Below are 13,049 nucleotides of genomic sequence, written 5' to 3'. Positions count from 1 at the left end.
CATCACAGAATTTTTGACGTGAGGAATTGATGCAAACAGTTAAACAAAGTGCGATGGCGTTATTTTTGGCGGTTATCAGCTTCACCGCCAGCGCACATCCTCACAGTTTTATTGACCTCCAGACCGAGCTGGTTACCGACGGCACGCAGCTGAGCGGCCTGAAGATGCGCTGGACGATGGATGAAATCACCTCGGCCGATCTGCTCTATGATGCGGGAAACGCTAAGCCTGGCGATGAAATCTGGAAAAAGCTGGCGGCGGAAGTGATGGCTAACGTGCTCGGCCAGCACTACTTCACGGAATTCTGGCACAACGGGCAGAAGGTCAAATTTCTGAACCGGCCAACGGAATACGGTATGACGCGTGACGGGCATCAGGCGGTGCTGACGTTTGTGCTTCCGCTGGCGCATCCGCAGCCGCTGGCGGGGCAAACGTACCGCTTTTCTACCTTTGATCCTACCTACTATGTCGACATGCGCTATGACAAAGACGGCGACGTACGGCTACCGGACGCTCTGCAAAAAAACTGCAAAATTGGCGTTCATACCCCGAAGCCCAGCGAAGAGATGCTGAACTTTGCTATCTCGCTTGATAAAGAAGATGCACCCCCTGAGGACATGGAGTTGGGTAAACAGTTCGCGCAGGAGGTGACGTTACAATGTCAGTGATCTCCTCTTCGGTTCGTAAACCGCGCCGCTGGCTGCACCTCTGGCCGCTTGCGCTCTTTCTCCTGCTCGCCGTTTGCGGTTCGCTCTGGCTATGGCAGGCCTGGCCGCAGGTGATGATGAAAAGCATCGTCTGGCAGCGTGAGGTCAACCAGCAGATGAGCGGCCTGCTGAAGGCGGTGGCGGAGAACCCGACCAAAGCGGGCGGATCCCTGCTGGCGTTCAGCTTTATCTATGGCGTTCTGCACGCGCTGGGGCCGGGGCACGGCAAAATCGTGATCGCGACCTGGCTCGCCACCCATCCGTCGAAGCTGAAATCGAGTATCGGGCTGACGCTGGCCTCCTCGCTGCTTCAGGGCAGCGTGGCGATTGCGCTCGTCGTTGTCGTGCTTTCGCTGTTGCAGCTTCCCGCGCGCCAGCTGCACATGAGCAGTTTCTGGCTGGAGAAGGGGAGCTACGCGCTGGTTGGCGTGCTGGGGGTGATCCTCTGCTGGCGGGCGCTGAAAAAGCTGCGCGTGCTGCTGCAAAAACCGAAATTCAAAACATTTACGCCGCACCACGTTCATGATGAACACTGCGGCTGCGGACATCAGCATTTGCCCACGCAGGAACAGTTGCAGAACGGCGACGACTGGCGCGCGCGGCTGATGATTGTTCTCTCGATGGGCATGCGCCCGTGCTCGGGGGCCATCATGGTGCTGCTGTTCAGTAAGGTGATTGGCGTGTTTGGCTGGGGAATGCTCTCTGCGCTGGCGATGGCGGCAGGAACGTCTCTCACCATTTCGTCTTTAGCGCTGCTGGTTCACAGCTTCCGTCAGCTGGCGGTCAAACTGAGCGGCAATAAAACGCCGGTGCTGTGGCGGCAGGTAGGGTGGACAACGCTTGCGCTGGCGGGCGGAGTGATTCTGCTGGTGGCGGCGGTGACGATGTGGATGAGCGCGGTGCCGGTGGGAAGGGGATTGCGGCCTTTCTAGCGTACTGAGGGATTTTGTAGGCCCGGTAAGCGTAGCGCCACCGGGCTTAACTAACTGGATTAACGCTTCAGCGCATCGCTCAGTTCATCACGCATGTTTGCCAGCATGGCTTTAACAACGCGTGGATTACCCGCAACGACGTTACCGGTAGACATATAGTTATGGCCGCCGGTGAAATCACACACGATGGCGCCTGCTTCACGTGCGATCAGCTCGCCCGCAGCAAAGTCCCACGGCTTCAGAGACAGCTCGAAGTAACCGTCAACGCGGCCGGTCGCCACGTAGGCCAGATCCAGCGCGGCAGAACCGGTGCGGCGGAAGTCAGCGCATTCGGTAAACAGTTTGCCCAGGATATTCATATAGGTGGTCGCGTGCTGTTTCGCCTTGAACGGGAAACCGGTCGCCAGGATGGTGCCGTCCAGATCGCGTGCGTTGCTGCAGCGCAGACGGTAGCCGTTCAGCTGTGCGCCCTGACCGCGGGTAGCGGTGAACAGTTCATTACGCATTGGATCGTAAACAACGGCGACTTCAGTACGGCCTTTAATGCGTACTGCGATAGACACAGAGAAGTGTGGCAGGCGTTTAACAAAGTTGGTGGTGCCATCCAGTGGATCGATAACCCATTGAACATCCTGATCGGTACCTTCATGTTCACCGCTTTCTTCGGTGATGATGGTGTGCTGCGGGTAAGATTTGCGGATCGTTTCGATAATAATCGCTTCTGCGGCTTTATCGACGTTAGTCACGAAATCATTGCTGCCTTTCTGGCTGGTTTCTACGGAGTCTGGCGTTTCGTAGTGTTTGGCAATTACATTACCCGCCTTGCGCGCTGCGCGCACGGCGATGGTCAGCATCGGATGCATCGGTCTCTCTCACTGGATGTTAAAGAACAGGAAAATCGGCGCAGAGTATAGCAGTGGGATCGGATTATGTCTCCCGTTTATGATAATATGCCGGAATATTCTTCAGACGCTGAATTCAGACATTAAAAATTATGCTGCAAAACATTCGAATTGTGCTGGTTGAAACATCGCATACCGGCAACATGGGCTCCGTTGCCCGCGCTATGAAAACCATGGGCTTAACGAACCTGTGGCTGGTTAACCCGCTGGTGAAGCCTGACTCTCAGGCGATTGCTCTGGCGGCTGGTGCCAGCGACGTAATCGGCAATGCCCAGATCGTCGATACCCTTGACGAAGCGCTGGCCGGCTGCAGCCTCGTTGTCGGTACCAGCGCGCGTTCACGCACGCTGCCGTGGCCAATGCTCGATCCGCGTGAATGCGGCCTGAAAAGTGTCTCGGAAGCAGCACAGGCACCGGTTGCGCTGGTGTTTGGCCGCGAGCGCGTAGGCCTGACTAACGACGAGCTGCAGAAGTGTCATTATCACGTCGCGATTGCGGCAAACCCGGAGTACAGCTCGCTGAACCTGGCGATGGCGGTGCAGGTTATCGCTTACGAAGTACGAATGGCGTGGCTGGCGACGCAGGAGAAAGAGGTCGAGCCAAAAGAAGAGACGGCTTACCCGCTGGTGGATGACCTTGAGCGCTTCTACGGTCACCTGGAGCAGACGCTGCTCTCAACCGGCTTTATTCGCGAAGGCCACCCGGGGCAGGTGATGAACAAGCTGCGCCGTCTGTTTACCCGCGCGCGTCCGGAAAGTCAGGAGCTGAACATCCTGCGCGGGATTCTTGCGTCGATTGAGCAGAAGAATAAAGAGTAGTGTCGATTTCCTCCTCTCCCTGTGGGAGAAGGGCGGGGTGAGGGCATCAGCCCGCACCTGGGTTATGAAGGCACAGAAGGTTAAATACCTGACTAAAACAGTCAAGTAAATAGTTGACCATTTTAGTCAGGAATGTCAGACTTGGCCCTGCTATGCAATACCCCCATTTTACAATAAAAAACCCCGGGCAGGGGCGAGTTTGAGGTTAAGTAAGACATGAGACTGACATCTAAAGGGCGTTATGCCGTGACCGCGATGCTGGACGTTGCGCTCAACTCCGAAGCGGGCCCGGTTCCGTTGGCTGATATTTCTGAACGACAAGGGATCTCCCTCTCTTACCTGGAACAGCTGTTCTCCAGACTGCGTAAAAATGGACTGGTTTCCAGCGTTCGTGGCCCAGGCGGCGGTTATCTGCTGGGTAAAGACGCGGGCAGTATTGCAGTTGGCGAAGTGATCAGCGCAGTTGACGAATCCGTTGACGCGACCCGTTGCCAGGGTAAAGGCGGCTGTCAGGGCGGCGACAAATGCCTGACCCACGCGCTGTGGCGCGATCTGAGCGACCGTTTGACCGGCTTCCTCAACAACATCACCCTCGGTGAGCTGGTGAATAACCAGGAAGTTCTGGACGTATCGGGCCGTCAGCACGGCCATGATTCCCAACGCAGCACCCGCGCGCAGGACGCTATCGACGTCAAACTGCGCGCGTAATAAAACGATAAGTATTTCAGAATCAGGCCGGGGCGAAGACTCGCCCCGTGTACTCGGTCGTACATCCAGCCGGTTGCCTGATTCCTTGCATTGAAGCGATGTACGGAGTTTATAGAGCAATGAAATTACCGATTTATCTCGACTACTCCGCAACCACGCCGGTGGACCCGCGTGTTGCCGAGAAAATGATGCAGTGTCTGACCCTGGACGGAAACTTTGGTAACCCAGCTTCCCGTTCACACCGTTTTGGCTGGCATGCTGAAGAGGCGGTTGATATCGCCCGTAATCAGATTGCCGACCTGGTCGGTGCCGACCCGCGTGAAATTGTTTTCACCTCCGGCGCGACCGAATCCGACAACCTGGCGATCAAAGGTGCAGCCAACTTTTATCAGAAAAAAGGCAAGCACATCATCACCAGCAAAACCGAACACAAAGCCGTGCTGGACACCTGCCGTCAACTGGAGCGTGAAGGGTACGAAGTCACCTATCTGGCGCCACAGAGCAACGGCATTATCGATCTGAAAGAGCTCGAAGCGGCCATGCGTGATGACACCATTCTGGTCTCCATCATGCACGTTAACAACGAAATCGGCGTCGTTCAGGACATCGCGACCATCGGCGAAATGTGCCGCGCGCGCGGTATCATCTATCATGTGGACGCGACTCAGAGCGTGGGCAAACTGCCTATCGACCTGAGCCAGCTGAAAGTGGACCTGATGTCCTTCTCCGGCCACAAAATCTATGGCCCGAAAGGGATCGGCGCGCTGTACGTTCGTCGTAAACCGCGTATCCGTATCGAAGCACAGATGCACGGCGGCGGTCACGAGCGCGGCATGCGTTCCGGTACGCTGCCTGTTCACCAGATCGTGGGCATGGGCGAAGCCTACCGCATTGCAAAAGAAGAGATGGAAACCGAGATGGCACGCCTGCGCACGCTGCGTAACCGTCTGTGGGACGGCGTGAAAGATATGGAAGAAGTGTATCTGAACGGCGATCTCGAGCAGGGTGCTCCGAACATCCTCAACGTCAGCTTCAACTATGTTGAAGGCGAATCGCTGATCATGGCGCTGAAAGACCTGGCGGTTTCTTCCGGTTCTGCCTGTACGTCTGCAAGCCTTGAGCCATCCTACGTGCTGCGTGCGCTGGGTATGACTGACGAGCTGGCACACAGTTCTATCCGTTTCTCTTTAGGTCGTTTCACTACCGAAGAAGAGATTGACTACACCATCAAGCTGGTTCGCAACTCCATTGGCCGTCTGCGCGACCTTTCTCCACTGTGGGAAATGTTCAAGCAGGGCGTGGATCTGAACAGCATTGAATGGTCACATCACTAATCGGTACATAAGGAGAATTCAATCATGGCATACAGCGAAAAAGTCATCGATCATTACGAAAACCCACGCAACGTTGGCTCTTTTGACAACAGCGATGAATCTGTTGGAAGCGGCATGGTCGGTGCGCCAGCGTGTGGTGACGTGATGAAGTTGCAGATTAAAGTCAACAATGAAGGTATCATTGAAGACGCGCGCTTCAAGACCTACGGCTGCGGTTCTGCAATTGCGTCCAGCTCCCTGGTTACCGAATGGGTTAAGGGCAAGTCTCTGGACGAAGCACAGGCAATTAAGAACACGGATATTGCTGAAGAACTCGAACTGCCACCGGTGAAAATTCACTGTTCAATTCTGGCAGAAGACGCGATCAAAGCCGCCATTGCGGATTACAAAAGCAAACGTGAAGCAAAATAATTGAGGTTTGAGTATGTCGATTACCCTTAGCGACAGCGCTGCCGCGCGAGTAAGCTCTTTTCTGGCGAACCGTGGTAAAGGCTTTGGCCTGCGACTGGGCGTACGTACCTCCGGCTGTTCTGGTATGGCTTACGTACTGGAGTTTGTTGACGAACCGGCGTCTGACGACACCGTGTTTGAAGACAAGGGCGTGAAGGTGGTGGTCGATGGCAAAAGCCTGCAATTCCTCAACGGCACTCAGCTGGACTTCGTTAAAGAAGGCCTGAACGAAGGGTTTAAATTCACGAACCCGAACGTCAAAGACGAGTGTGGTTGCGGCGAAAGCTTCCACGTTTAACCGCGCGTCATCCGAAACCCCACCGTGGCGTACCCGCTGCGCGTGGGGTTTGTTCTAACAGGCTACCCCTGAGATTGTTATGGATTACTTCACTCTCTTCGGACTACCCGCTCAATACCCGATCGATCTCCAGGCGTTGACGATCCGTTTTCAGGATCTGCAGCGTCAGTACCATCCGGACAAATTCGCGAGCGGTACTCAGGCAGAGCAGCTGGCTGCGGTTTCCCACTCTGCCACCATCAACCAGGCCTGGCAGACGCTGCGCCACCCGCTGGCGCGCGCTGAATATCTGCTCTCGCTCCACGGTTTTGATCTGGCGAGCGAACAGCACACCGTGCGCGACACGGCGTTTCTGATGGAGCAGCTGGAGCTTCGCGAAGAGCTCGATGAGATTGAACAGGCCAAAGACGAAGCGCGTCTGGAAAGCTTTATCACGCGCGTGAAGGGCATGTTCGATACCCGCCATCAGCAGATGGTGGAGCAACTGAACAACGAGACCTGGGACGTGGCGGCAGACACTGTGCGCAAACTCCGTTTTCTCGATAAACTGCGAAGCAGTGCTGAACAACTCGAAGAAAAGCTGCTCGATTTTTAATTTCGGAAGCAATTATGGCCTTATTACAAATTAGTGAGCCTGGCTTAAGTGCCGCACCGCACCAGCGTCGTCTGGCGGTGGGTATCGATCTGGGCACCACCAATTCCCTCGTGGCGACCGTGCGCAGCGGCCAGGCGGAAACGCTGGCTGACGAGCAGGGCCGCCATCTGCTGCCTTCCGTGGTCCACTACCAGCAGCAGGGTCACGCGGTAGGCTATGACGCCCGCGCTAACGCCGCGCGCGATCCGGCCAACACCATCAGCTCCGTCAAGCGCATGATGGGCCGCTCGCTGGCCGATATTCAGACCCGCTACCCGCATCTGCCGTATCAGCTGCAGGCCAGTGAAAACGGCCTGCCGATGATTGCGACCGCGGCCGGTCTGCTGAACCCGATTCGCGTTTCCTCCGACATCCTCAAAGCGCTGGCTGAGCGCGCTACGGCGACGCTCGGCGGCGATCTGGACGGCGTAGTCATTACCGTTCCGGCCTATTTTGACGACGCACAGCGCCAGGGCACCAAAGACGCCGCGCGTCTGGCGGGCCTGCACGTGCTGCGTCTGTTGAACGAACCGACGGCGGCGGCGATTGCCTACGGCCTCGATTCCGGTCAGGAAGGGGTGATCGCGGTTTACGATCTTGGCGGCGGGACCTTTGATATCTCCATCCTGCGCCTGAGCCGCGGGGTATTTGAAGTGCTGGCGACCGGCGGGGATTCCGCACTGGGCGGCGATGACTTCGACCATCTGCTGGCGGATTATATTCGCGAGCAGGCAGGCATCAGCGATCGCAGCGATGCGCGCGTGCAGCGTGAACTGCTGGATGCGGCCATCGACGCTAAAATCGCCCTGAGCGATGCGCAGAAGTTTACCGTAAACGTTGCGGGCTGGCAGGGTGATATCACCCGCGACCAGTTCAGCGATCTGATTGCCCCGCTGGTGAAGCGGACCCTGCTGGCCTGCCGTCGCGCATTGAAAGATGCGGGCGTTGAGGCGAACGAGGTGCTGGAAGTGGTCATGGTGGGCGGTTCGACCCGCGTGCCGCTGGTACGCGAGCGCGTGGGCGAATTCTTTGGCCGCACGCCGCTGACCTCCATCGACCCGGACAAAGTGGTTGCCGTGGGCGCCGCGATCCAGGCCGATATTCTGGTCGGCAACAAGCCGGACAGCGAAATGCTGCTGCTGGACGTCATCCCGCTGTCGCTGGGCTTAGAAACCATGGGCGGCCTGGTGGAGAAAGTGATCCCGCGTAACACCACCATTCCGGTGGCGCGCGCGCAGGAGTTCACCACCTTTAAAGACGGCCAGACCGCGATGTCCATCCACGTGATGCAGGGTGAGCGCGAGCTGGTGCAGGACTGCCGCTCTCTGGCGCGCTTTGCGCTGCGCGGAATTCCAGCGCTGCCTGCGGGCGGGGCGCACATTCGCGTCACCTTCCAGGTGGACGCCGACGGCCTGCTGAGCGTCACGGCGATGGAAAAATCCACCGGCGTGGAATCGTCTATTCAGGTTAAGCCGTCCTACGGCCTGACCGATGGCGAAATCGCCTCCATGATTCAGGACTCAATGAGCTACGCCGAGCAGGATGTGAAGGCGCGTATGCTGGCGGAACAAAAAGTGGAAGCCGCACGCGTGCTGGAGAGCCTGAACGGCGCGCTCGCTGCCGACGCCGCGCTGTTAAGCGCCGCTGAGCGCCAGGTGATTGACGACGCTGCCGCGCGCTTAAGCGCCGTGGCCGAAGGCAATGACGCTGACGCAATAGAAGAAGCCATTAAAAACGTTGATAAACAAACCCAGGACTTCGCTGCTCGCCGCATGGACAAATCTGTCCGCGTCGCGCTGAAAGGCCAGTCCGTGGACGAGGTTTAATATGCCAAAGATTGTTATTTTGCCTCATGCGGACCTCTGTCCGGATGGCGCTGTTCTGGAAGCGAAGACCGGTGAAACCATTCTCGATGTTGCCCTGCGTGCAGGTATCGAAGTGGAACACGCCTGTGAAAAATCCTGTGCCTGCACCACCTGCCACTGCATCGTGCGTGAAGGTTTTGACTCTCTCGCCGAGAGCACCGAAGACGAAGACGACATGCTGGATAAAGCATGGGGTCTGGAGCCAGACAGCCGCCTGAGCTGCCAGGCCGCGGTGACCGATGAAGATCTGGTCGTGGAATTCCCACGCTACACCATCAACCACGCACGCGAGCATTAATATGGGACTGAAGTGGACAGACAGCCGTGAAATCGGCGAAGCGCTCTACGACGCGAACCCGGATCTCGATCCGAAGACCGTACGATTCACCGATATGCATCAGTGGATCTGCGATTTAGAGGATTTCGACGACGATCCAAACGCATCCAATGAAAAAATTCTGGAGGCGATTCTGTTAGTCTGGTTAGATGAAGCAGAATAAATAACAAAACGGGCTGCCTTCAGGCGGCCCGTTTGCTAGTTGCTAATAAGGAAAAATAAAATGACCGAAGCGATGAAGATTACGCTCTCTACGCAGCCCGCCGACGCGCGCTGGGGCGAAAAAGCCAGCTACAGCATCAACAACGACGGTATTACCCTGCACCTGACGGGCAACGATGATTTGGGCCTGATCCAGCGCGCCGCGCGTAAAATTGACGGTCTGGGCATTAAGCATGTCTCGCTGGAAGGCGAAGGGTGGGACACCGACCGCAGCTGGGCATTCTGGGCAGGTTACAAAGGGCCGAAAGGCAGCCGCAAAATTGAGTGGGCGAACCTCGACGAAGCCGGTCAAAAAGAGCTGGAAAGCCGCCTGCAAATCATCGACTGGGTGCGCGACACCATTAACGCTCCGGCGGAAGAGTTAGGCCCTGAGCAGCTGGCGCAGCGCGCGGTTGACCTGCTGTGCGGCGTGGCGGGCGACAAAATGTCCTACCGCATCACCAAGGGTGAAGACCTGCGCGAGCAGAACTACATGGGTATCCACACCGTGGGCCGCGGCTCCGAGCGTCCTCCGGTCCTGCTGGCGCTGGATTACAACCCAACCGGCGATAAAGCAGCGCCAGTCTTTGCCTGCCTGGTAGGTAAAGGCATCACCTTCGACACCGGCGGCTACAGCCTGAAGCAGAGCGCGTTCATGGACTCCATGAAGTCCGACATGGGCGGTGCGGCAACCATCACCGGCGCGCTGGCGTTTGCCATCACCCGCGGTCTGAAAAAGCGCGTGAAGCTGTATCTGTGCTGCGCGGACAACATGGTGAGCGGTAACGCCTTCAAGCTGGGCGACATCATTCGCTACCGCAACGGTAAAAACGTTGAGGTGATGAACACCGACGCCGAAGGCCGCCTGGTGCTGGCCGATGGCCTGATCGACGCGTCTGCCCAGAAGCCTGAGCTGATCATCGACATGGCGACCCTGACCGGCGCGGCGAAAACCGCCCTGGGCAACGATTACCATGCGCTGTTCAGCTTTGACGACAAGCTGGCTGCTCGCCTGCTGGCAAGCGCCGCTGCGGAAAACGAACCGTTCTGGCGTCTGCCGCTGGCCGAGTTCCACCGCAGCCAGCTGCCGTCCAACTTTGCCGAGCTGAACAACACCGCGAGCGCGGCGTACCCGGCGGGTGCAAGTACGGCGGCAGGGTTCCTGTCCCACTTCGTTGAGAATTATCACGAAGGCTGGCTGCACATTGACTGCTCCGCGACGTATCGTAAAGCGGCGGTAGAGCAGTGGTCCGCGGGCGCGACCGGTCTGGGCGTGCGTACCGTGGCGAACCTGCTGACGGCTGAGTAATCTTCATTGCCCTCACCCCAACCCTCTCCCACGGGGAGAGGGTTGGGTGGGGAAATGCATCATCTGGAATTGCTATGTCCGAAACCAAAAACGAATTAGAAACCCTGCTGGAGCAGGCGGCGACCGAGCCCGCCCACCGTCCGGCATTTTTCCGTACCCTGCTGGAATCCACCGTCTGGGTGCCGGGTACCGCCGCGGAAGGTGAGCAGGTCGTAGAAGACAGCGCGCTGGATCTGCTGCACTGGGAGAAAGATGACGGCACGTCGGTGATCCCGTTCTTCACCTCGCTGGAAGCGCTTCAGAAAGCGGTAGAAGATGAACAGGCGTTCGTGGTGATGCCGGTGCGTACTCTGTTTGAAATGACGCTCGGCCAGACGCTATTCCTCAACGCGAAGCTGCCGACCGGGAAAGAGTTTACGCCGCGTGAAATCAGCCACCTGATTGGCGAAGAGGGCAACCCGCTCAGCACGCAGGAAGTGCTGGAAGGGGGCGAAACGCTGCTGCTCTCTGAGGTGGCCGAGCCACCCGCGCAGATGATTGATTCCCTGACGACGCTGTTCAAAACGCTCAAGCCCGTCCGGCGCGCGTTTCTCTGCTCCATTAAAGAGCGTGCGGACGAGCAGCCGGTGCTGCTGATTGGTATTGAGGCGGACGGCGATATCGACGACATCATTCAGGCGGCGGGAAGCGTGGCGACCGACACGCTGCCGGGCGACGAGCCGATTGATATCTGCCAGGTGAAGAACGGTGAAAAGGGCATCAGCCACTTTATTACCGAGCACATCACCCCGTTCTACGAGCGTCGCTGGGGCGGCTTCCTGCGCGATCTCAAAACCAACCGCATCATCTGATTACGGCGGGGTGAATATCACCCCGTTGCTTCCAGCAGCAGTAAATCCATCAGCAGCACCAGATTCGACTCAAACGACGTCACCCCCGCGGCTTCGGCGGCGAAGTGTACCGCTTCGTCATAGAGGGCAAAATGCACGTCCGCCATCCCCGCCAGCGTATTGGCCGAGGCGCGGGTAAACGCGACAATAGTCATACCGACGTTTTTGGCAATCCGCGCTTTATCCAGCACCTGCTCCGTTTCGCCGCTGCGCGAGACGGCAATAAACACCTGATAGCGTGAGGCGTTGCTGAGGAAAATATTCCGGCTGTCTCCCGGCCCGGAGATAAACGCCGTTTTGCCCAGCACCTGCAGCTTCTTGGTCAGGTACTCCGCAAACAGATAGGAAAAACCGGCCCCGTAGAGAAAGAAGCTCTCTTTCTGGCGCAGCAGGTCGGCAAACTGCTGGCGCTTCTCCTGCGTGACCCACTGGAAGGTGTGCTGATAGTTGGCGATAAACTGATTAAACAGCACCGGGAGTTCTGGAAGGGAGGGCGCCTGGGCGGCAATATGCGGCGTGTCGGAGAGCAATTGCTTGCAGTGCCAGATAAACTCGCTAAAGCCGCTAAACCCCAGCTTCTGGCACAGCCGCATAATGGTGGCGGTAGAAACGAACGTCGCCTGCGCCAGCTCTCGCACCGTGATGTTGCCCACCAGCATCGGGTGCTCCGTGAGGTGGGCGAGGACGCGATACTCCGCGCGGGTCAGCGACGCACCTCGCGTTAACAGCGTGGCCAGGCGGTTATCCATTATTTCGCGGGTGCGACAGGAAGATCGTCCCGCGCACCCCATTCGCTCCAGGCGCCGTCGTAAAGCGTGACGTCGCGCGCGCCGAGCGTGGCGAGCGCCAGGATCACCACGCAGGCCGTTACGCCGGAGCCGCAGCTGGCAATAATCGGACGATGTAAATCAACGCCAGCACGGTCAAAAATAGCCCGCAGCTCGTCGGTGGTTTTCAGCTCGCCCTCAAACACCAGATCGCCCCACGGCACGTTCAGCGCCCCCGGAATATGTCCGCGCTTCAGCCCTGGACGCGGTTCATCCGCTTCGGCATTGAAGCGCGGAGCAGGACGGGCATCGACGATTTGCGCCGTTTTTTCATGGCTCACGACCAGCACGTCGGTCAGACGTTTTACCACGTGCGCGTCGAACGTGGCGTCGAATTCGCCTTCCGGCAGCGTCACGTCACCATGCTGGAGCGGCAGCTCGTCGCGCTTCCAGCCCGCCAGCCCGCCCGCCAGAATAGAGACTTTTTCCACACCGAAGTTTTTCAGCATCCACCACGCGCGCGGTGCGGAGAAGAGGTTACCTTCATCATAAACAACGAGGTGTTTGTCTTTGCTGACGCCCAGCTCGCGCATCGCCACAGAAAACGCTTCCGGGCGCGGCAGCATGTGCGGCAGGGGAGAGTTGCGATCGGAGAGGGCTTCGATATCAAAAAATACCGCGCCAGGCAGATGTCCGGCACGGTATTCCGCGACCATATCGCGAAGGTGTTCCTGCCCGGCCGGGGCCATACGCGCGTCAATAATCTGAACTTCCGGATCGTCACCGTGCTCAATCAGCCAGTCGGCGGCGACAAAATATGAGGTGGACATGGGTTGCCTCCATTCTTTTCCGTAAAAAAGGATTGTCGGTGTTTTTTCTGACACCGACAAGCAAACC

Annotated in this window: 16 protein-coding genes; 13 read left to right on the top strand and 3 right to left on the bottom strand. The window is 57.8% G+C overall.

Annotation, left to right across the window (positions count from 1 at the left end):
* The first annotated feature begins 29 nt into the window (after positions 1-29).
* The gene (locus SPG90_RS11980; RefSeq protein WP_126303536.1) at positions 30-668 is read left to right on the top strand and encodes a DUF1007 family protein; all 639 of its coding nucleotides are present in this window, start codon (positions 30-32) and stop codon (positions 666-668) included.
* On the top strand, positions 659-1,639 hold the full coding sequence (locus SPG90_RS11975) for a nickel/cobalt transporter (RefSeq protein WP_126303535.1): 981 nt from the start codon (positions 659-661) through the stop codon (positions 1,637-1,639). Before SPG90_RS11980 ends, SPG90_RS11975 begins: the two co-directional genes overlap by 10 nt.
* A gap of 59 nt (positions 1,640-1,698) precedes the next feature.
* Here the strand turns inward: SPG90_RS11975 and suhB are convergent, their stop codons facing one another.
* Positions 1,699-2,502, bottom strand: a complete 804-nt coding sequence (gene suhB, locus SPG90_RS11970; RefSeq protein ID WP_023308828.1) for an inositol-1-monophosphatase — start codon at positions 2,500-2,502, stop codon at positions 1,699-1,701.
* A 131-nt stretch (positions 2,503-2,633) separates the two neighbouring features.
* Between suhB and trmJ the strand changes: the two genes are divergently transcribed.
* The 11 genes from trmJ (at position 2,634) to sseB (ending at position 11,346) form a co-directional block, all read left to right on the top strand.
* A complete protein-coding gene (gene trmJ / locus SPG90_RS11965) occupies positions 2,634-3,359 on the top strand; it encodes a tRNA (cytosine(32)/uridine(32)-2'-O)-methyltransferase TrmJ (RefSeq protein WP_111965142.1) in 726 nt (241 codons plus the stop codon).
* A 216-nt stretch (positions 3,360-3,575) separates the two neighbouring features.
* Positions 3,576-4,067, top strand: a complete 492-nt coding sequence (gene iscR, locus SPG90_RS11960) for a Fe-S cluster assembly transcriptional regulator IscR (protein WP_045399615.1) — start codon at positions 3,576-3,578, stop codon at positions 4,065-4,067.
* A gap of 119 nt (positions 4,068-4,186) precedes the next feature.
* Positions 4,187-5,401, top strand: a complete 1,215-nt coding sequence (gene iscS, locus SPG90_RS11955) for a cysteine desulfurase (protein WP_008502157.1) — start codon at positions 4,187-4,189, stop codon at positions 5,399-5,401.
* A 24-nt stretch (positions 5,402-5,425) separates the two neighbouring features.
* Positions 5,426-5,812: a Fe-S cluster assembly scaffold IscU gene (gene iscU / locus SPG90_RS11950; protein WP_003860661.1), complete on the top strand. Its 387-nt coding sequence runs from the start codon at positions 5,426-5,428 to the stop codon at positions 5,810-5,812.
* Between the two features lie 13 nt (positions 5,813-5,825).
* Entirely contained in the window at positions 5,826-6,149 is a 324-nt protein-coding gene (iscA, locus tag SPG90_RS11945) for an iron-sulfur cluster assembly protein IscA (RefSeq protein WP_003860659.1), read from the top strand.
* 79 nt (positions 6,150-6,228) lie between these two features.
* On the top strand, positions 6,229-6,744 hold the full coding sequence (gene hscB / locus SPG90_RS11940) for a co-chaperone HscB (protein WP_024908642.1): 516 nt from the start codon (positions 6,229-6,231) through the stop codon (positions 6,742-6,744).
* Between the two features lie 14 nt (positions 6,745-6,758).
* The gene (gene hscA / locus SPG90_RS11935; protein ID WP_126303534.1) at positions 6,759-8,609 is read left to right on the top strand and encodes a Fe-S protein assembly chaperone HscA; all 1,851 of its coding nucleotides are present in this window, start codon (positions 6,759-6,761) and stop codon (positions 8,607-8,609) included.
* Position 8,610: 1 nt separating this feature from the next.
* Positions 8,611-8,946 carry an ISC system 2Fe-2S type ferredoxin gene (gene fdx / locus SPG90_RS11930; RefSeq protein WP_003860652.1) on the top strand — a complete coding sequence of 112 codons (336 nt, stop codon included), beginning with the start codon at positions 8,611-8,613 and terminating at the stop codon, positions 8,944-8,946.
* 1 nt (position 8,947) lies between these two features.
* Positions 8,948-9,148: a Fe-S cluster assembly protein IscX gene (gene iscX, locus SPG90_RS11925; RefSeq protein ID WP_003860650.1), complete on the top strand. Its 201-nt coding sequence runs from the start codon at positions 8,948-8,950 to the stop codon at positions 9,146-9,148.
* A gap of 60 nt (positions 9,149-9,208) precedes the next feature.
* The gene (gene pepB, locus SPG90_RS11920; RefSeq protein ID WP_047173878.1) at positions 9,209-10,495 is read left to right on the top strand and encodes an aminopeptidase PepB; all 1,287 of its coding nucleotides are present in this window, start codon (positions 9,209-9,211) and stop codon (positions 10,493-10,495) included.
* A 74-nt stretch (positions 10,496-10,569) separates the two neighbouring features.
* On the top strand, positions 10,570-11,346 hold the full coding sequence (gene sseB, locus SPG90_RS11915; RefSeq protein ID WP_045399624.1) for an enhanced serine sensitivity protein SseB: 777 nt from the start codon (positions 10,570-10,572) through the stop codon (positions 11,344-11,346).
* Between the two features lie 17 nt (positions 11,347-11,363).
* Here the strand turns inward: sseB and SPG90_RS11910 are convergent, their stop codons facing one another.
* Positions 11,364-12,134 carry a MurR/RpiR family transcriptional regulator gene (locus SPG90_RS11910; RefSeq protein ID WP_045399628.1) on the bottom strand — a complete coding sequence of 257 codons (771 nt, stop codon included), beginning with the start codon at positions 12,132-12,134 and terminating at the stop codon, positions 11,364-11,366.
* A complete protein-coding gene (gene sseA, locus SPG90_RS11905; protein WP_047173879.1) occupies positions 12,134-12,982 on the bottom strand; it encodes a 3-mercaptopyruvate sulfurtransferase in 849 nt (282 codons plus the stop codon). The genes SPG90_RS11910 and sseA overlap by 1 nt, the downstream gene beginning before the upstream one ends.
* Positions 12,983-13,049: the final 67 nt, after the last annotated feature.

This window comes from Enterobacter sp. D2 (assembly GCF_034427575.1).
Lineage (GTDB): Bacteria > Pseudomonadota > Gammaproteobacteria > Enterobacterales > Enterobacteriaceae > Enterobacter > Enterobacter cloacae_M.
Note: the sequence above shows the minus strand (reverse complement) of the source record. Positions and strands in the feature narration are given on the sequence as shown.